Consider the following 17,082-nt stretch of genomic DNA (forward strand, 5'->3'; position numbering starts at 1 on the left):
CTTCGTCAATTGTAGCAAGGATTTTATCCGTCCTTCAGGACGGCACCGAAGGCCAAGACCTAGAGTACAGTCATAGTGAGCAGTTACCTTAGGACAATTTCTATGGCAACCACCGCAGTCTCTACCCTTGAACTAACACCGGAACAAACGGCCATTTGGATTAAGGGTCTCTTGAGCATTGCCTGGGCCGACGGTCACTTTGATCCCGAAGAGAAGCAACTGATTGCGAGTCTAATTCGCGAGGAAATTGCCCCAGAAATTGATCTTGAGCATTTTGCGCCCGTCACCGATACAGAACTGGTGGCCACCTTTGGGAGCGATCGCCCCCTTGCGGAGAATTTTCTGCGCACGGCGGTCATGGTGGCCTTGGCCAACGGCATTTACTCCCAATCGGAGGAGGCCGAACTGCAACGCTTCTGCCGCGCCTTGGGACTGGAAATTGAGGCCTTGGAGTCCTTGAAACACACCCTCGACGGCCGGCATGAAACCAATGAACAAACCCTGCGCCTACTCGATCCCGTGCGCCACTGGCTGGATGGGTTAGAGATCAAGGATGCCAAAGTGGCTCGCTTTCTCTGCCGCCTGATTCCTCCCCAATGCCCCTTTGAGCGCGACATTACCCTTTTTGGCCGCAAGATTGTCCATATTCCCCCCTTGTGTAAACTCAATCCCCTTTATGATCAGTTAGTGGGGTTGCGCTTCCGCTCCCTCACCTACTTGGCCGAGGAGTGTGGTGAAGATATTACCCCCTACTGTTAGATAGTGCTGACCCGTTTAGATGCCAAACCCAACCAAAGCGAAAATTGCCTTTGCTCACCTTGGCTGTGACAAGAACCGCGTGGATACGGAGCACATGATCGGTCTTCTCGCCGCCGCAGGCTATGGGGTGGGAACCGATGAAACCGAGGCCGACTACGTTGTGGTCAACACCTGTAGCTTTATCCACGCCGCCCGCGAAGAGTCGGTGCGTACCCTCGTAGAACTGGCGGAGGCGAATAAGAAAATCGTCATCACCGGCTGCTTGGCTCAGCACTTTCAAGGGGAACTGTTGGCGGAGATTCCCGAAGCCGTGGCCGTCGTGGGTAGTGGGGATTATCACCGCATTGTTGAGGTCATTGAGCGGGTGGAAAGAGGCGAGCGGGTGCAGCAAATCAGTGCCGTCCCCACCTACATTGCCGATGAAACGGTTCCCCGCTATCGCACCACACCGGCAGCGGTGGCCTACCTGCGAATTGCCGAGGGCTGTGACTATCGCTGTGCCTTTTGTATTATTCCCCATCTGCGGGGCAACCAGCGATCGCGCCCCATTGAATCCATTGTGCGGGAAGCCCATCAACTGGCCGATGAGGGCGTGCAAGAACTCATCCTTGTTTCCCAAATTACAACCAACTACGGCATTGATCTATATGGCCAACCCCAACTAGCGACCCTCATTCGTGCCCTTGGGGAAGTGGAGGTGCCCTGGATTCGCCTGCACTATGCCTATCCGACGGGACTGACGCCGGAGGTGATTGCGGCGATGCGGGAGACGCCCAACATCCTGCCCTATCTCGATTTGCCGTTGCAACACTCCCACCCTGAAGTCCTGCGGGCAATGAACCGGCCTTGGCAAGCGGGGGTCAACGATCGCCTGATTGAACGGCTGCGGCAGGAACTACCGGAAGCAGTGATGCGCACGAGCTTTATTGTCGGCTTTCCCGGTGAAACGGAGGATCACTTTGAGCACCTCTGCCGCTTTGTGCAGCGGCACGAATTCGACCATGTGGGAGTCTTTACCTACTCTGCCGAGGAAGGGACTGCCGCCTATGATCTGCCGGATCAGATTCCAGAGGAAATCAAAATAGCGCGGCGCGATCGCCTGATGCAACTGCAACAACCCATTGCCCGGCGCAAAAATGCCGCCGAAGTGGGCAAGACGGTGCCCGTGCTCATTGAGCAGGAAAATCCCCAAACCGGCGAATTCATCGGCCGCTCTCCCCGCTTTGCCCCGGAGGTGGATGGTGTGGTTTATGTCAAGGGAGTTGCGACTTTGGGCACCATTGTCCCGGTGGAAATCACCGCAGCCGATACGTACGATCTGTACGGTATCATTGCTGCCTAAGTTCGGTTTTACCCCTAGGCGACCGTGAAACCTTGGGGCTATGGTCAAGGCAGTTGGGGATGTTGCATCGGCTGCTATGGGACGCTCGCATTTTGCCCGTGATCGGGAGGATACCCGTGCCGGCGATCGCTTCTGGCAGTGGCAAGCGGGGGTTGCTGCTTTGGGCAAACTCTTGGCAGTGACCCATCCCATAGAGGGGTTTTTAGTGTCCTTCCCCAGCCTGATTCTTCAAGATTGTCCCCTGAAAACCTATGTCCTCCTGCCCCAGGGGCGATCGCTCCTCTGCCTGCCGCCGACGGACGCCAATACCCCTTTGCCGGCAATGACCCTTTTGCCCTCGACAAAGGAGGGGATGAGTCCTTTTTGCCTGGTACTGAGTCTGGAAGTCAGTCTCTTGCTGGTTTACCAAGGGGAGCGGGGACTGCATTTTTCCTTTGCCTTAGAAGAAATTCACGCCTTTTGGCAGCAGTTACGGCAGCAGCTTCCCTTCCCGAACCTCTACCCCATTGATCAATGGTTTGCCGGCGGGCAGATGGTGCCTCCGAACTATCGCTTGGTGAATCAATTTGGGCAATGGCTGCTGGATTATAGTCAACCCGAGACCCCACCCCTCACGGTCACTTCCCCTTCCATGGCTGCTGACATTAGCCTTCTGCAGGCCCTCTCCCACGAGGTGCGCACTCCCCTGACAACGATCAACACCCTTATCCAATTGCTACAACGGCAAGAGAATCTACCCCAGCGCACGTACCAGTATCTGCAAAAGATTGGTCAGGAGATTCAGGATCAGATTACCCGCTTTAATCTCCTCAGCGATGCCGCCGAAAGATTCACCAGCCCTAGCCCTAAACCGCCCCTTGCTTTTAGCCAGACCCCCTTGGCGGAACTCTTCACGGCAAACCTAGCGCGCTGGCAAAAACAGGCGGCTCGTCGTCAAGTCAAACTGGCACTGGATTGTCCGCCGGAGTTGCCCATTGTCCTCAGTGATCCCACCTCCTTGGATCAGGTGTTGACCGGGTTAGTCGAGTACTACAGCCAAACCCTTGCTCCGGAGAGTGAACTGCAATTGGTGGTGCAGCGGGCCGGGCAGCACGTGAAGCTGGAGTTGCGATCGCCCCAGTACAAACACCGCAGTGATCTCGCCGCCTTGGGGCACCTTCTCCTGTGGCATCCGGCAACAGGGCAACTGAGTCTCAACTTTCAGGCCGCAAAACTCCTGATTGAAGCCGTCGGTGCGAAGGTGATTCAACGGCGCGATCGCCAAGCGGGAGAAATTCTCACCCTTTATTTGCCCATTGCCCAAGAGAGTGGCTGACAGCGGGGGCAATAGTGACTGGAGCGCCCTGCCAAGCGGAGTCGTTCAATGGTTGTGCCACAGAGGCGGCAGGCCTCCCCTTTGCGACCATAAACCCATGCTTTTCCTCCATAGTGACCATTGATCCCCTGGGGCGTGACAAAGGTGCGAATGGTTGTGCCACCCGCCGCTATTCCCTCCCTCAGCACTTGGCGTATGACCCGGTGCAGGCGAGCAATCTGGGCAGGGGTTAAGGTGTGGGCGGGGAGGGCGGGGTGCAGACCGCTTAAGAAAAGACTTTCATCGGCATAGATATTCCCCATGCCCGCAACAACGGTTTGATCTAAAAGCGCCGTTTTCAGGGCGCGACGAGAATGCCCCAACCGCTTTGCCAAGACCTCAACGGTAAAAGCTTCACTCAACGGTTCCGGTGCCAAGGTGGCCAGTGGGGGAATGGCTTGTTCTGGAGGGCAGTGTGGCGAAATCCACCAACAGCGACCAAAGGTGCGTTGATCCACAAAACGGAGTTCTGCCCCTGTTGCGAAAAACCAGCGTACACGGGTATGAGAACAAGGGGGGGAGGGAGTCGTAAGCCAGAGTAGCTGGCCACTCATGCGCAGATGAATGACGAGGCGACTGCCATCATCCAAGGTGGCCAAAAGGTACTTGCCCCGCCGTTGCCATTGTTCAAAGGCGCGATCGCGCAAGTGATCAATGAACGCTTGGGGCTGCTCAGGAAACGCGATCGCGCGGGCTAGAAGCACTTCGACTCCAACAATGGGTTGCGCAAGGGTGACGGCCTCTAGCCCACGACGTACCGTTTCAACTTCCGGTAATTCCGGCACGGTTTCAGAAACTATTTACCTTTTTTGGGAGGAGCCACTTCTTGCACTTCGTGGAGGGCAAAGTTATTAGTGTTGACACCACCGGCACTGCCGCTGTAGCCGGTGTAATTGACTTTGTCGAAGCGCACAATCACAGGGTATTTGACGCCGGGGGTTTGATCCACCGAGGCGACGGTGCCCACTTCGTTGTACCAGTAGGATTCAGGGCGGAGAATCTTGACTTTAGAACCACGTTGCACCATGAGTTATCGTCCTAGAAATTTCTCAACGGCTAGAGTTAAGCCTACTATGACTCCTACGGCTTGTTACGGTTGCTCCACAAAATTTCACAGAGCCACCCCTCGCTGGAACTAAGGAAAGGGCGGTGAGGGGTTTGTCCCGTTACGAATCTCTGTGAAAAAAAGGCTGTATACTAGCGGGGAACTCGTTTCCGTGATCCTGTTATGGCTAACCCTGTCGAAGTGATGAAGTTGTCTGGGGTTTTTGGTGGCCCCCAAGCTCAGGAATTTCGTCAAACCATTAGTGAGTTGGTTCAGGGGGGGACTCAGGCTCTATTGCTGGATTGTGGTGATGTCAGCTTTATTGATAGTTCTGGTCTCGGCGCTCTTGTGGTGGCCCTAAAAACTATCCGCGCAGGTGGGGGACAGCTTTACCTATGCCACATTCCTAAACAAATGATGATGCTCTTTGAACTCACGAGCATGGATAAGGTCTTTCAAATCCTCAAGGATGAGCAAGAATTCTTTTCCTTGACTCTACCTCTGCAAAAAGCAAGTGACTAGCTATGATTTAATGGGCAATCCAATTTAATTATCTGGTGACCAGTTGCGACCCTACCGCACTGGCCAATTGTTCCAGCATCCTGACTGTTGTCGCAAAGTCCACACAGGGATCGGTAATACTCTGGCCATAAACCAACTGTGAGAGATCTTTAGGAATCGGTTGGTTCCCCGCCTTGAGATGGCTCTCGATCATCACTCCCGCTAGATAACGGGAGCCTTGCTGTACCTGCTGAGCGAGGTTCTCACACACCAGCACTTGGCGTTGGGCGTCTTTGCCGGCATTGGCATGGCTACAATCCACCATCAGGCGAGGGGTAAGTCCCTTACGCTCGAGGAGTGCCGCCGCCATTTCAATGTGGGCAGCAGAATAGTTCGGGCCATCTTTGCCGCCGCGCAGCACCAGATGGGTATCGGGATTGCCTGTGGTGGCCACGATACTGGCACGGCCTTCAGCATTAATCCCCAGAAAGTGATGCGATTGGCGGGCGGCTATCATGGCGTTAATTGCCGAATCTAAGTGACCATCGGTGCCGTTTTTGAAGCCTACGGGCATCGAGAGACCCGACGCCATTTGACGGTGGGTTTGGCTTTCGGTGGTGCGTGCCCCAATGGCCGTCCAACTGACAACGTCGGCAATGTACTGAGGAATAATCGGATCCAGCAATTCCGTAGCGGCGGGCACTCCCAAGTCGGCCAAATCGAGGAGGAGCTTGCGAGCTAAGCGCAGGCCGGTATTGATGTCGTAGCTGCCATCGAGGTGGGGATCGTTGATCAACCCTTTCCAGCCAACAGAGGTTCGCGGCTTTTCAAAATAAACCCGCATGACAATTTCAAGACTCTCCCGCAGGCGATCGCGCACTCGAGCCAACTTTTCACCATAGTCCAGCGCTGCTTTGACATCGTGAATTGAACAGGGACCCACAATGACCAAGAGTCGGCGATCGCGCCCCTTGAAAATGTCACGAATGCGATCGCGGGTGGTAGCCACAAGGGTGGCTTGGGATTCGGTCAGCGGCAAATCCGCCAGCAGGGCAGCAGGCGTCAACAAGGGCCGCGTCTCAACAACGTGAAGATCAAACGTTTGCGGCATGGATCAGCAATCAGCACTTTTTTCATCATAACTCTCTAACTGCGATCCGCACGCCATAGTAGGGCGATCGCCACCGCCAAACCAATACCGTGGGGCAACCACGCCGCCGCAAGGGGGGAAAGTGTACCAATAGTCCCCAGCGCACCAAGAAAAAATGTGAGCACGTACTGACCAAACACCACTGCCACACTAATGCCAAATCCCTGCCGCCCGCGCCGTTGGGAAGGACTGAGGCCAAATCCTACCCCCAAAAGCGCAAAGACCACGGCTAAAAAGGGCTGCGCATAGGATTGAGCCACATGAACCTCTAGGGCACGCACCAGTTCTGGCTCTTGCTCCGGATCGAGACGTTGCAGGGCACGGCGGGCTTGGGTGATGGAGAGTTCATTCACATCGGTAGGCCGCAGTTGTTGCGATTGGGCAGGCCGAGGCAAGCGGATCTCCTGTTGTTCAAATTGCAACAGATTGCGGCTGACCCCGGTGTGGCTAATCAAATAGGCCACCCCCTGCGAGAGTAACCAGCGACTCTCACGCACATTCCACTCAGCGGATTCAGCACTAATGACTTGAGTGATCTGCGGTTGCGAAAAGTCCAAAACCGTGATCCCCTGAATGCGGCTGCCGTCAAAGCGATGCCCATAGTAGAGGCGTCGCACATTTCCGTGGCGATCGTACTCAGGGTAGAAAATATCGGTGCCAGAGCCGAGGGTGCGCTCCTGCTGAAGTAACTCGCGCATGAGTTTTTGAGATTCATATTTGGCGATCGGTACGGCGATTTCATTGAGCGCGAGGGTCAACCCACTCACAAACAAAGCAAAAATCACCACAGGTACGAGTACACGGCGCAAACAAATGCCCACACTGCGCAGTGCAATCCACTCCCCCTCCTCCGAGAGCCGACTCATTGCCCCCACAACCGCTAGCAGCACAGCCATCGGAAAGACCAAGACCAAGACGGTAGGCAGTTGATAGCCAATCAATTGCAGCAAGATCGTCAGGGGCAGTTGAGCATCAGCAATTTGCCGCACCAGATCAAAAATCGTGCCGACGGTCAGTGCCAAGGTGGTAAAGATCGTGACGCCAAAGATAAACCCCGGCAGCAGTAGTGAGAGAAGATACTGATCTAATTGGGGGAGAGTCGGCAGCCAGAACCGCCGCAGTGCTCTGATCATGCCTAGAAACGAAAATCCTCACCGAGGTAGTATTGCCGCACTTTGGCATCCTGTGCCAATTCCCAGCTATTCCCTGCGGCCAAAATCTTCCCTTCCCGCAGAATGTAGGCGCGGTCAATAATTTCCAGTGTTTCCCGCACATTGTGATCGGTAATGAGAATGCCCATCTGGCGATCGCGCAGCTTAGCAATCACGTCCTGTAAGTCATGAACGGCAATGGGATCCACCCCTGCAAAAGGTTCATCCAATAGCAGGAAACTGGGACCTTGGATACCCGCCGCTAAAGCACGGGCTAATTCGGTACGCCGCCGTTCCCCCCCTGAGACTCGCCGCCCAAGGGTATGGGCAATGTGGGTGAGGCGAAATTCCGTTAGGAGTTGATCCAAGCGATCGCGCCACTGCCGCCGAGGCACGCCTGTCTCTTCTAAAACCAAGAGAATATTTTCAGCCACCGTTAACTGGCGAAAGATACTGGGTTCTTGGGGCAGGTAGCCAATCCCCCGCCGCGCCCGCTCATGTAAAGGCGCATGGGTAATCTCCTCATCATCCAGCCAGACTCGCCCGTAATCCGGTCGTTCAATCCCCGTAGCCATGTAAAAGGTTGTGGTTTTCCCTGCACCATTGGGTCCGAGGAGACCCACCACTTCTCCCCGTGCCACCGAGAGACTGACGTGATCCACCACCCAACGACTGCCATACCGTTTACACACTCCCTCTAGGCGAAGCGTGGTCGGTAACGCAAACCGCCCCTCAGCGCTGCACAGGTGTAAAAATTTGTTGGTTAGGGTCATCGGGGATCATCAAGATAGATTCAACTTGGCGGCTGGGGGCAGGCAGAGCGACAAATTTTGCTTCCTCAATAAGATACGTGATGGTGTCGGCTCGCAGACTGTTCCCCTGCTGCAAAACGTACACATTCCCACTGAGGACAATGCGCCCTTCACGGCTAAAATATTGTGCCTGTGCCGCTGTGGCCTGAATTTGGCGGGCGGGATACCGCAGTTGCACATTGCCCCGTGCGGTAATCACTCCTGTGATTGCATTCGCCTGCTGCACATCAGCGAGAATCGTGAGTGCTTGGGACGGTGCTTCTTGGGAGTCGGCAGCTTGCCAGAACAAAGGCGCTATTGCTAACCCTACCCCCAGTGTACCCAGCGTCAAAAGGCGAGATGTCCATCGGGAACAAGAACACCTTCGGCGCACTGAAAGTGAACGCAACATCTCCTTATTCTCCGCCACAATGTCCTTATCCTAGTGGATCAGGGAAGTTTTCCGTACAATGCCCGTTTACTTCTACTGGGGGGACGATCAATTTCGGCTAGAGCAGGCCGTGAAAGATCTACGGCAACAGGTGGTGGATCCCCTGTGGGAGAGTTTTAATTTTGAGAAACTTGCCGGTGAGGATCCCCAAGCGGTTCAAGCGGCTCTAGCACAGGTAATGACGCCACCCTTTGGCGGGGGCGATCGCTTGGTATGGCTGGTGAATACGACGCTGGGTCAACGCTGTAGTGCTGAATTGCTCGCCGATTTAGAACTGACCTTGCCGCAAATTCCCCCGAACTGCCATTTGCTCCTCACCAGTTCCCAAAAACCCGACAGCCGCAGTAAAGCCGTCAAGCTGCTGCAACAGTACGGTCAGATTCAGGAATTTAGTCCGATTGCCCCTTGGAAAACCGCCGAGATTGAACAGCAGATCCGTGAAGCGGCTCAACGCCATCAACTGCACCTGTCCCCTGAGGGGATACAACTCCTTGCCGAAGCCGTGGGCAATGACAGCCGCCAACTCCACAATGAATTAGAGAAATTGGCCTTGTTTGCGGGCGATCGCCCCCTGACTGCTGAAGACATTACAGCCCTTGTTCATGCCACCCAACAAAGTAGCCTCACCCTTGCCAGTACACTCTTGCGGGGGGACACCGCCACTGCCTTGAGTCAACTGGAGGACTTGCTGCTGCAAAACGAACCGCCCTTGCGCCTACTAGCGACTCTAACGAAACAATTTCGCACGTGGTTATGGGTCAAGTTACTCAGCCATGAGCGGGACAATCAGCACATTGCCAAGCTAGCCGAGGTGGGGAATCCCAAACGGGTCTATTTCCTGCAAAAAGAAGTGAACACTGTTGCGCTGCCCGCCCTTCAGGCCTGTTTGCAGATTCTTTTAGCCACCGAGTATCAACTAAAACTGGGAGCTGAGCCGGTCGCTACCCTCCGTCAAGGGATAATTCAGCTTTCCTTGGCCTGCTCACGGCGTTCTTGGGGCGATCGCTCTGGCAGCGGTGACAATTGACTCGAAGGTAGCCGCGAGGGTTTGCGACTAGGACGATTCCACGTTTGCCATGCGGCTTTTACTCCCGCAAAGACGCTCCGGGTGGTTATTTTTGCCTCTTGCACCTGCCGTTTTGCCGCCGCAATACCCTGATCCACCTGCTTGACCACATTGCCCGCACTTTCTACCCCTTGGCTAATGTCATCGGTGAGATCACTAATCTCTAGCCCCGTCAAGCGAATGGCTTCCAATGTGGGCGGCAGTTCACGTCCCAAGGTATCAAAGAGCTTTTCAGCACTGCGGGCAGCCCGTGCCAACTCCATAAACGCCGGAATGGCAGCAACCAAAACGGCTGCCAAGCATACGGCCACTAATACCAGTGACACGGCTAACCAAAAAATTGGTTCTGTCACGTCAGTTTGTCCACAGAGTCCTGCGCAGGCTGTGTCCCGATACTATCACGAGTTCCCCAAGGGCAACAGTCAAATGCCCCCTGAATGACCTTGAGACAAAAGCTGTAATACCCATGCCCAAAACCAAGCGCAGCTAGCAAGTTTGCTACAATTGCTGTGCAATGAGCTAGTGGCCGTTCCGTGGATCACCTGCACCAGGGGGCAACAATACCTTAGTTTGTCGCGTTCTTGAGTGATCTCATCCTCGTTTACCGCTTGTAATTCTATAGGACTGTTGGCCGTGGGCACTGAATCGCATTCTCATTTTTCCCCTTCTTTGCATCCCCGTCCCCATCATCACAGTGAGGAATCGCTGCGGGCGATCGTCAACCGGCTTTCCCGCATTGAAGGGCACGTGCGTGGGATCAAGACGATGGTACAAGACAGTCGCCCTTGCCCAGAGATACTGATTCAAATTGCCGCGGTACGGGGAGCATTGGATCGGGTGGCACGGCTGATTCTCGATGAGCATTTGAACGAATGTGTGACCCGTGCCGCTCAGGAAGGACGCATTGATCAGGAACTGGCTGAACTCAAAGCTGCCCTTGATCATTTTTTGGGATAATAGCTCGTGATAGCGTAAGCAATGCCAATGCCTACTGTTGTTGTGATCAATGGGGTGCTGGGCGTCACCTTCGCCATTTTTACCCTCATCTTTCTGGTGCGGATTGTCCTCACATGGTATCCCCAGATTGACCTCACCCAAGGGCTGTGGAAAGTAATTTATTGGCTCTCAGAACCCGTTTTGGCACCAACTCGCCGCCTTGTGCCGCCCTTGGGGGGAGTGGATATTAGTCCTGTGATTTGGGTGGGGATTGTCACCCTGCTGCGGGAATTGCTTGTGGGACAACAGGGATTGTTGTTGATCTTGTTTCCACCGGCCTAGTGGAGACAACACCGATTCCAAACCCGAAACCGTTTCTCAAATGGGCGGGGGGAAAGTCCCAGTTACTAGGCCAAATGGCTCCCTATTTGCCGCCGGGCTGTCGCTGTTATGCCGAGCCGTTCTGTGGCAGTGCCGCCCTCTATTGGTATATCTTTGGTCAGGCTCGGTGCGGAAAATTTCACTTTCAGCAGGCACGGTTGAGCGATCGCAACCCTGAACTGATTCACTGTTACCAAATCGTGCGCGATCGCGTCGAGGATCTAATTCAAGAACTCACAGAATATCGCCGACAGCACGGTGAAAGCTTTTATTACCACATTCGTAGCTTAGATCCGCAGCAACTTGATTCCCTGACACGGGCAGCTCGCTTTATTTATCTCAACAAAACCTGTTTTAACGGTCTCTATCGCGTCAATCGTGCGGGGCAGTTCAACGTTCCCATGGGTCGTTATCGCAATCCCCAGATTTTTGATCCAGAAGCACTGCGCCAAGCCAGTCTTGCCCTGCAAAACGTGATATTGAGTGTGGCGGATTTTCAAGAGGTCTTAACTTGGGCAACGGCAGGGGATTTTATCTACTTCGATCCGCCCTACTATCCCCTTTCCAAAACGGCCAACTTTACCGGTTACACCGATCAGCCCTTTGGCGAGGCCGAACAGATTGCCCTAGCTAACGTTGTCAGGGAGTTGGCACAACGGGGATGCTACGTCATGCTCAGCAATGCTTGGGTTGAACCCATGCTGCAACTGTATCGCTCTTGGCGCTGCATTGAACTCAAGGCCAGCCGTGTGATCAATTCCAATGGCCATAAACGGGGCAAGATCAGCGAGCTGCTCGTTGTTACCTATCGCTGCTAGGGCGGTTGCTTACTCAAAGCTCAGTCGGGAAAGTATTTCCCCCGCGTGGAGACCATAACGGCACCCCGTTCTCGGATCAAGTCCTTGGCGGCCCGTTCCAGCCGGTAGCCGAAAAAGAGGGGGCGAACGTTTTCGCGAGCCTCTACTTGGGTCACAAGGTTCAAAAATCGCTCTACTTCTGATTCTGTGATGTTGCTTTTGACTTCTCCCAGTACTAGTACTGGCTGTCCCTGTACCTGACCGCGAATGACTAAATCAAACTCATACTGCCCATTGCGCAGAGGCAGGGTATCGCGATCGCAAAATTCAATTTCCATCCCCCAACGGTATTCGAGAATCTCCGGCACTACTTCCAACGCCAAGTCTTCCAGGGAGCCGCCCAGGGCTTCACTGAGACCCCCCACTTGCCGCGCCAGTTGTCTAACGGCTCTTTCTGTGCGTTCTTGAGCAGCAGCAAGTCTATCTACAGCAGCAGACAACTGATCGACCCGCTCTTCGGTACGCTTTTGAGCCTGAGCTAGTTCTTCAACTCGCTCTTCGGTGCGCTTTTGGGCTTGAGCTAGATCGCCGACAATTGATTTTAACTCATTAAAGTCTTTGGCTCTGACGACATCGTCATAGGCCTCACGGATGACTTCGGCTAGTAGATGTGCCTGTTGAGGTGTAAACGCAGTTCGTAATTTTTCTTCCAGAGCAGAGGTCATTGTATTTCAAATCCGCCAATAGTTTTATTGTAACGGTTGCCCGATTGTGGTTGTTAGCTGCGGCTAGACTATAAAGCATCAGGTGGTTGGAGGACAGTGTCATGGTGAAAGATGGGTTACGCTACTGGCCGCTGGGTGTTGCTCTTCTTTTAGGCACAGGTCTTGAACCGGCTAGAGCGGCAGCAATGTCACCACTCCAAGCGGGTGTGGCAGAGGAGGGGGTGATGGCTTTGGTCAAGGAGGATGCGCTTGCCCAAGCTCGCCTACCGCAATCCGAAGGCTCTGCCGTTGATTTATTGCCCCTGCCGCCGCCAACGCTACAGTCCGCAGCGGAAGTTGCTCCTGCTGTAGAATCTCCGGCTTCTCTGCCCACCAGTACTGAGGTCAAGGATGATTCGGCAGCTCCCCCTAGGGAAGATTCACTGCCAAGGGCGGACAATTCTGCGGAGCCTCCCTCGCCCGCGCCAATAACAGCGAAACTGACAGCAGAGCAAGTAGCCAAGGAGGTGCGTTTAGCCTTTTTACGGGAGGGCGATCGCCACTGGCAATTAGGCGATACCACAACAGCCCAAACCTACTACCAAAAGGCCAAAGCTGAGCTGAACCTACCACCCCCCCGCCTCACCCCCCCTGCGATCCTGGAAATTAGTCAACTGCCCCCTGCGGCTCAAGTCTATTGGCGGGAAGTGCAAGGGGGATCCCAACTCTACAGCGCCCAAGCCGTACCGCTGCGGCTTTTGGTGGAGCAGTTCCCGGAATTTATCCCCGGCCAAGTGCGCTTTGCCGAGTTTTTAGCGCAGCAGGGTTCGCTTAAAGAGGCCTATGCCCATCTTGAACAAGCCGCCAGCCTCTATCCCGATCAACCGGATATTCAACGTAGCCTCGTCACCCTCTACGATCGCCAGCAACAGTGGCTAGAAGCAGCTCTTTCTGCCCAACGCTTTGCTCTACTGAATCCTGACCACCCCGCTACACCAGAATTTCAGGAACTGGCCGCAGAGCGAATGCAACGGTTTCGTCGCCGCCTTCAGGGGCAACTGCGCGAAGGCATGATTGTCGGTGCCCTCACCGGCTTGGTGGGCGTGGCCCTCACGGGCAATCCCCTCCTGTCTTTGGACTCGATTCAAGTGATGGCATTGATGATGCAAGGGGAATCTGCCCTCGGTCGCTCCGCAGCCCGGCACATTAGTCGTCAAGTCAAGCTGCTTGAGGATCCTGAGGTTCAGGCCTACATCAACGAAGTGGGGCAGCGTCTGGCCAAAGTAGCGGGTCGCAATGAGTTTGAGTATGAGTTTTTTGTGATAAAAGATAATGATCTCAATGCCTTTGCTCTGCCGGGGGGTAAGATCTTTATCAATTCTGGGGCAATCCTAAAGGCCAATACCGAAGCAGAATTGGCAGGCTTGCTTGCCCATGAAATGGCTCATGCGGTGCTGTCCCACGGCTTTCGCCTCATGACACAGGGGACGGCCACGGCCAACCTAACGCGGTTGTTACCGGCGGGTGGCTACGTGACAGGACTTCTCGTAACTCGCTATAGTCGAGAGATGGAGCGAGAGGCGGATATCTTGGGCACGCGGATTCTCGCAAGGGCAGGCTATGCCGCCGATGGCCTTCTCAACCTCATGCATACTCTCAAAAAGGAATACCGCAATCAGGAGCCACCGCTGCCGTGGTTTTCGACTCACCCGCCCACCGATGAACGCATTCGTTATATTCGCGGCTTGGTGCGCGATCGCGGGTACAATCCCTTTGCTTTTGAGGGGGTCGAACGGCATCAACAGATTCAAGCACGCTTACGTACCCTTGTGGATCTCGCCAATCCGAAAACGTCTAAACGGAGAACTGCCAAAGCATCACCATAGCGCCGCACGATGAGGATTCCCAGCAACCTTGAGCGAATGAAAATATGAAGCGGCTCCTTTGTCTTAGTAACGGTCATGGTGAGGACGCGATCACCAGCTCAATTTTGCAGGCTTTGCGGCACCGGTGTCCAAACCTAGACCTGATGGCATTGCCCTTGGTGGGCCTAGGGGCTGCCTATACTCGGTTGGGAATTTCTTTGTTGCATCCCGGCAAAATCCTCCCCTCTGGGGGTTTCGTTTACAGAGATCTGCGACAGCTATGGCGAGATCTTAGGGCAGGGCTGCTAGGACTTTTAGGGGCGCAGGTTCGTGCCGTTCAGCATTGGCAGCGATTATCGGCAGGGCATCTGTTAGCTGTGGGCGATATTGTGCCCCTATTGCTGGCCTATTGTACAGGGGAAACCTATAGTTTTATCGGCACTGCCAAGTCTGACTATTACCTATACGATGCCACGGGGCGCCCCTATCGTTGGGGCATGGGCTGGGCGGGGAGTGATTACCTGCCTTGGGAACGATGGTTGTGGCGATCGCCCCGCTGTCGAGGGGTTTTTGTCCGCGATGCCCTGACGGCAAAGAACCTGCGGCAACTGGGTTATACCGTCCACTACTATGGCAATCCAATGATGGACTTGGTAATGCCACCCCCTGCCCCTTCTCCTTTTAGAACAAAAACAATTGTGCTGTTGCCGGGATCCCGTGCTCCTGAGGCCTATCGCAATTGGCAACGGATATTGCAGGCAATCCTCCCCTATCCCGATCGACCGTTGATCTTTTTGGCCGCCGTGAGTCCGAACCTTGACTGCCATTCCCTTGAGCAGAGCCTTAAGCATTGGCAACCCATCCCCAGTCCCTTACCGGACACCCGTGCATGGCAATTGGGGAAGCAAAAACTAATTTTAAGCTCCCAGCACTTCCGTGAATTCTTGCACTGGGCAGAAGGGGGAATTGCCCTCGCCGGAACCGCCACAGAGCAGTGCGTTGGCCTAGGAAAACCCGTGATTACCTTTGCCGGTGCAGGTCCGCAGTTTACCGAGGCTTTTGCCCGTAGTCAAAAATCTCTCCTTGGGGAGTCCATTTTCTTGCTGGATGATCCCCAGGCGGCTATCCCCACCCTCTACAAGATTTGGCAGGATACTGCCTTAATGGCGCGAATTGCCGCCAACGGCAAGGAACGCATGGGGGAACCCGGCGCCAGCGATCGCATTGCTGACCATCTGCTAAGGATACTCAGAGATTAAGTCCTCTCAAAAAAAAGACCCCCATCAATTGCGATGGGAGTCAGGGTGTGATAGACGGCGTTTAGCAGCCGAGCTTAGTCAAGGCTAGGCATCGAGAGCACGGGTTCAGACTCGCGGTCAATCCCCTTCTCGAAACCAGCGGCAGCTGCACGGGCACGACCTGCGTGCCACAGGTGACCCACCAAGAAGAAGAAGGCCAAGACAAAGTGGGACGTAGCCAGCCAAGAACGGGGTGACACGAAGTTCACCGAGTTGATTTCGGTGGCCACACCGCCCACAGAGTTCAAGGAGCCAAGAGGTGCATGGGTCATGTACTCAGCGGCACGCCGCTCTTGCCAGGGCTGGATATCGTTTTTGATCTTGTTGAGGTCAAGACCATTGGGACCACGCAGCGGCTCCAACCAAGGACCACGGAAATCCCAGAAACGCATTGTCTCACCACCGAAAATAATTTCCCCTGTGGGAGAGCGCATCAGGTATTTACCTAGGCCCGTAGGGCCTTGAGCGGAACCCACGTTAGCACCCAGTTTTTGGTCACGGATCAAGAAGGTCATTGCCTGAGCCTGAGAGGCTTCTGGACCTGTGGGGCCGTAGAATTCACTGGGATAAACCGTGTTATTGAACCAGACAAAGCAGGTGGCAATGAAGCCCATCATGGACAGGGCGCCCAAGCTATAGGAGAGATAGGCTTCCCCAGACCAGATGAAGGCACGGCGTGCCCAGCCAAAGGGCGTCGTCAGAATGTGCCAAATCCCACCAGCAATACAGATCAGACCGATCCAAATGTGACCACCGACAACGTCCTCAAGGTTATTGACACTGACAATCCAACCCTCACCACCAAAGGGAGACTTCAGCAAGTAGCCGAAGATCACCCGTGGGTCAAGGGTGGGGTTGGTAATGACACGCACATCACCACCACCGGGTGCCCAAGTGTCGTAGAGGCCACCAAAGAACATGGCTTTGGCCACCAACAGTAGAGCACCAATACCAAGGACGATCAGGTGAAAACCGAGGATCGTCGTCATCTTGTTTTTATCTTTCCAGTCGTAGCCAAAGAAAGAGGAATATTCCTCAAGGGTTTCAGGGCCACGAATGGCATGGTAAACCCCACCAAAGCCCAAAACAGCAGAGGAAATCAGGTGAACCACCCCAACCACAAAGAAGGGGAACGTGTCCACCACTTCACCCCCAGAGCCAACGCCCCAACCAAGGGTGGCAATGTGGGGAATGAGAATCAGCCCTTGCTCGTACATTGGCTTTTCAGGAATAAAGTGAGCCAACTCGAACAGGGTCATGGCACCGGCCCAGAAGACGATCAGGCCAGCGTGGGCGACGTGGGCACCCAAAAGTTTGCCGGAAAGATTAATCAGACGAGCATTACCGGCCCACCACGCGAAACCGGAGGATTCTTGGTCGCGATTGGTGGCGAAAATCGAATTACTAGAGAGCGTTACCACGGGGGAGTACCTCTTCTGGGAAGACAAAGTTTTCATGGGGTTGGTCTTGAGGTGCCATCCAAGCACGGAT

19 protein-coding genes and 1 pseudogene are annotated in these 17,082 nt (G+C 54.6%); 10 read left to right on the forward strand and 10 right to left on the reverse strand.

What is annotated here, in order from left to right; all coding sequences use genetic code 11:
* Positions 1 to 102: 102 nt before the first annotated feature.
* The 3 genes from ACK4IR_RS08010 (at position 103) to ACK4IR_RS08020 (ending at position 3,416) form a co-directional block, all read left to right on the forward strand.
* Positions 103 to 759, forward strand: a complete 657-nt coding sequence (locus ACK4IR_RS08010) for a Mo-dependent nitrogenase C-terminal domain-containing protein (RefSeq protein ID WP_409873853.1) — start codon at positions 103 to 105, stop codon at positions 757 to 759.
* A gap of 19 nt (positions 760 to 778) precedes the next feature.
* A complete protein-coding gene (rimO, locus tag ACK4IR_RS08015; RefSeq protein ID WP_409873854.1) occupies positions 779 to 2,101 on the forward strand; it encodes a 30S ribosomal protein S12 methylthiotransferase RimO in 1,323 nt (440 codons plus the stop codon).
* A gap of 76 nt (positions 2,102 to 2,177) precedes the next feature.
* Positions 2,178 to 3,416: a sensor histidine kinase gene (locus ACK4IR_RS08020; protein WP_409873855.1), complete on the forward strand. Its 1,239-nt coding sequence runs from the start codon at positions 2,178 to 2,180 to the stop codon at positions 3,414 to 3,416.
* Here the strand turns inward: ACK4IR_RS08020 and ACK4IR_RS08025 are convergent.
* Both ACK4IR_RS08025 and ACK4IR_RS08030 read right to left on the reverse strand, forming a co-directional pair.
* On the reverse strand, positions 3,386 to 4,240 hold the full coding sequence (locus ACK4IR_RS08025) for a DNA-formamidopyrimidine glycosylase (RefSeq protein WP_409873856.1): 855 nt from the start codon (positions 4,238 to 4,240) through the stop codon (positions 3,386 to 3,388). The genes ACK4IR_RS08020 and ACK4IR_RS08025 overlap by 31 nt on opposite strands.
* An 11-nt stretch (positions 4,241 to 4,251) precedes the next feature.
* Positions 4,252 to 4,482, reverse strand: a complete 231-nt coding sequence (locus ACK4IR_RS08030) for a photosystem I reaction center subunit IV (protein WP_409873857.1) — start codon at positions 4,480 to 4,482, stop codon at positions 4,252 to 4,254.
* A 201-nt stretch (positions 4,483 to 4,683) separates the two neighbouring features.
* On the opposite strand from ACK4IR_RS08030, the gene ACK4IR_RS08035 reads away from it, so the two are divergent.
* Complete coding sequence (locus tag ACK4IR_RS08035; RefSeq protein WP_409873858.1) at positions 4,684 to 5,022, forward strand: STAS domain-containing protein; 339 nt, start codon at positions 4,684 to 4,686, stop codon at positions 5,020 to 5,022.
* A gap of 28 nt (positions 5,023 to 5,050) precedes the next feature.
* Here ACK4IR_RS08035 and ACK4IR_RS08040 read toward each other — a convergent pair whose 3' ends face one another.
* From ACK4IR_RS08040 to ACK4IR_RS08055, 4 genes are read right to left on the reverse strand one after another with little or no spacing between them, the layout of a single operon-like run.
* The gene (locus tag ACK4IR_RS08040) at positions 5,051 to 6,112 is read right to left on the reverse strand and encodes a 3-deoxy-7-phosphoheptulonate synthase (protein ID WP_409873859.1); all 1,062 of its coding nucleotides are present in this window, start codon (positions 6,110 to 6,112) and stop codon (positions 5,051 to 5,053) included.
* 35 nt (positions 6,113 to 6,147) lie between these two features.
* Entirely contained in the window at positions 6,148 to 7,284 is a 1,137-nt protein-coding gene (locus ACK4IR_RS08045; RefSeq protein ID WP_409873860.1) for an LptF/LptG family permease, read from the reverse strand.
* Between the two features lie 2 nt (positions 7,285 to 7,286).
* Positions 7,287 to 8,075 carry an LPS export ABC transporter ATP-binding protein gene (gene lptB, locus ACK4IR_RS08050; RefSeq protein WP_409873861.1) on the reverse strand — a complete coding sequence of 263 codons (789 nt, stop codon included), beginning with the start codon at positions 8,073 to 8,075 and terminating at the stop codon, positions 7,287 to 7,289.
* On the reverse strand, positions 8,035 to 8,505 hold the full coding sequence (locus tag ACK4IR_RS08055; RefSeq protein ID WP_409873862.1) for an LptA/OstA family protein: 471 nt from the start codon (positions 8,503 to 8,505) through the stop codon (positions 8,035 to 8,037). Before ACK4IR_RS08055 ends, lptB begins: the two co-directional genes overlap by 41 nt.
* A 58-nt stretch (positions 8,506 to 8,563) precedes the next feature.
* Between ACK4IR_RS08055 and holA the strand changes: the two genes are divergently transcribed.
* Entirely contained in the window at positions 8,564 to 9,571 is a 1,008-nt protein-coding gene (gene holA, locus ACK4IR_RS08060) for a DNA polymerase III subunit delta (protein WP_409873863.1), read from the forward strand.
* On the opposite strand, the gene ACK4IR_RS08065 is transcribed toward holA, so the two are convergent.
* Entirely contained in the window at positions 9,508 to 9,963 is a 456-nt protein-coding gene (locus ACK4IR_RS08065; protein WP_409873864.1) for a hypothetical protein, read from the reverse strand. The two genes, holA and ACK4IR_RS08065, sit on opposite strands and share 64 nt — an antisense overlap.
* A gap of 280 nt (positions 9,964 to 10,243) precedes the next feature.
* Here ACK4IR_RS08065 and ACK4IR_RS08070 point away from each other — a divergent pair, with 280 nt between their 5' ends.
* From ACK4IR_RS08070 to ACK4IR_RS08080, 3 genes are read left to right on the forward strand one after another with little or no spacing between them, the layout of a single operon-like run.
* The gene (locus ACK4IR_RS08070; RefSeq protein WP_409873865.1) at positions 10,244 to 10,567 is read left to right on the forward strand and encodes a metal-sensing transcriptional repressor; all 324 of its coding nucleotides are present in this window, start codon (positions 10,244 to 10,246) and stop codon (positions 10,565 to 10,567) included.
* A gap of 21 nt (positions 10,568 to 10,588) precedes the next feature.
* Positions 10,589 to 10,888, forward strand: coding sequence for a YggT family protein (locus ACK4IR_RS08075; RefSeq protein WP_409873866.1), 300 nt, complete (start codon positions 10,589 to 10,591; stop codon positions 10,886 to 10,888).
* A complete protein-coding gene (locus ACK4IR_RS08080) occupies positions 10,888 to 11,745 on the forward strand; it encodes a DNA adenine methylase (RefSeq protein ID WP_409873867.1) in 858 nt (285 codons plus the stop codon). Before ACK4IR_RS08075 ends, ACK4IR_RS08080 begins: the two co-directional genes overlap by 1 nt.
* Before the next feature lie 20 nt (positions 11,746 to 11,765).
* On the opposite strand, the gene ACK4IR_RS08085 is transcribed toward ACK4IR_RS08080, so the two are convergent.
* Positions 11,766 to 12,449, reverse strand: coding sequence for a hypothetical protein (locus tag ACK4IR_RS08085; RefSeq protein WP_409873868.1), 684 nt, complete (start codon positions 12,447 to 12,449; stop codon positions 11,766 to 11,768).
* Between the two features lie 101 nt (positions 12,450 to 12,550).
* Here ACK4IR_RS08085 and ACK4IR_RS08090 point away from each other — a divergent pair, with 101 nt between their 5' ends.
* Both ACK4IR_RS08090 and ACK4IR_RS08095 read left to right on the forward strand, forming a co-directional pair.
* The gene (locus ACK4IR_RS08090) at positions 12,551 to 14,314 is read left to right on the forward strand and encodes a M48 family metalloprotease (protein ID WP_409873869.1); all 1,764 of its coding nucleotides are present in this window, start codon (positions 12,551 to 12,553) and stop codon (positions 14,312 to 14,314) included.
* A 44-nt stretch (positions 14,315 to 14,358) separates the two neighbouring features.
* On the forward strand, positions 14,359 to 15,552 hold the full coding sequence (locus ACK4IR_RS08095; protein ID WP_409873870.1) for a lipid-A-disaccharide synthase-related protein: 1,194 nt from the start codon (positions 14,359 to 14,361) through the stop codon (positions 15,550 to 15,552).
* A 74-nt stretch (positions 15,553 to 15,626) separates the two neighbouring features.
* Here the strand turns inward: ACK4IR_RS08095 and psbC are convergent, their stop codons facing one another.
* Both psbC and ACK4IR_RS08105 read right to left on the reverse strand, forming a co-directional pair.
* Positions 15,627 to 17,012 carry a photosystem II reaction center protein CP43 gene (gene psbC, locus ACK4IR_RS08100; RefSeq protein ID WP_409873871.1) on the reverse strand — a complete coding sequence of 462 codons (1,386 nt, stop codon included), beginning with the start codon at positions 17,010 to 17,012 and terminating at the stop codon, positions 15,627 to 15,629.
* Positions 16,996 to 17,082, reverse strand: a pseudogene (locus ACK4IR_RS08105) (photosystem II protein D2); the annotation flags it as partial. The pseudogene ACK4IR_RS08105 and the gene psbC, both read right to left, overlap by 17 nt.

The organism is Thermosynechococcus sp., assembly GCF_046299635.1.
Lineage (GTDB): Bacteria > Cyanobacteriota > Cyanobacteriia > Thermosynechococcales > Thermosynechococcaceae > Thermosynechococcus.

Bases quoted from the DNA above. Each gene is read 5' to 3' on its own strand.
- ACK4IR_RS08010 (WP_409873853.1), top strand. From the start codon at position 103: ATGGCAACCACCGCAGTCTCTACCCTTGAACTAACACCGGAACAAACG.
- rimO (WP_409873854.1), top strand. From the start codon at position 779: ATGCCAAACCCAACCAAAGCGAAAATTGCCTTTGCTCACCTTGGCTGT.
- ACK4IR_RS08020 (WP_409873855.1), top strand. From the start codon at position 2,178: ATGGGACGCTCGCATTTTGCCCGTGATCGGGAGGATACCCGTGCCGGC.
- ACK4IR_RS08030 (WP_409873857.1), bottom strand. From the start codon at position 4,482: ATGGTGCAACGTGGTTCTAAAGTCAAGATTCTCCGCCCTGAATCCTAC.
- ACK4IR_RS08035 (WP_409873858.1), top strand. From the start codon at position 4,684: ATGGCTAACCCTGTCGAAGTGATGAAGTTGTCTGGGGTTTTTGGTGGC.
- ACK4IR_RS08040 (WP_409873859.1), bottom strand. From the start codon at position 6,112: ATGCCGCAAACGTTTGATCTTCACGTTGTTGAGACGCGGCCCTTGTTG.
- ACK4IR_RS08045 (WP_409873860.1), bottom strand. From the start codon at position 7,284: ATGATCAGAGCACTGCGGCGGTTCTGGCTGCCGACTCTCCCCCAATTA.
- lptB (WP_409873861.1), bottom strand. From the start codon at position 8,075: ATGACCCTAACCAACAAATTTTTACACCTGTGCAGCGCTGAGGGGCGG.
- ACK4IR_RS08055 (WP_409873862.1), bottom strand. From the start codon at position 8,505: ATGTTGCGTTCACTTTCAGTGCGCCGAAGGTGTTCTTGTTCCCGATGG.
- holA (WP_409873863.1), top strand. From the start codon at position 8,564: ATGCCCGTTTACTTCTACTGGGGGGACGATCAATTTCGGCTAGAGCAG.
- ACK4IR_RS08075 (WP_409873866.1), top strand. From the start codon at position 10,589: ATGCCAATGCCTACTGTTGTTGTGATCAATGGGGTGCTGGGCGTCACC.
- ACK4IR_RS08085 (WP_409873868.1), bottom strand. From the start codon at position 12,449: ATGACCTCTGCTCTGGAAGAAAAATTACGAACTGCGTTTACACCTCAA.
- ACK4IR_RS08090 (WP_409873869.1), top strand. From the start codon at position 12,551: ATGGTGAAAGATGGGTTACGCTACTGGCCGCTGGGTGTTGCTCTTCTT.
- ACK4IR_RS08095 (WP_409873870.1), top strand. From the start codon at position 14,359: ATGAAGCGGCTCCTTTGTCTTAGTAACGGTCATGGTGAGGACGCGATC.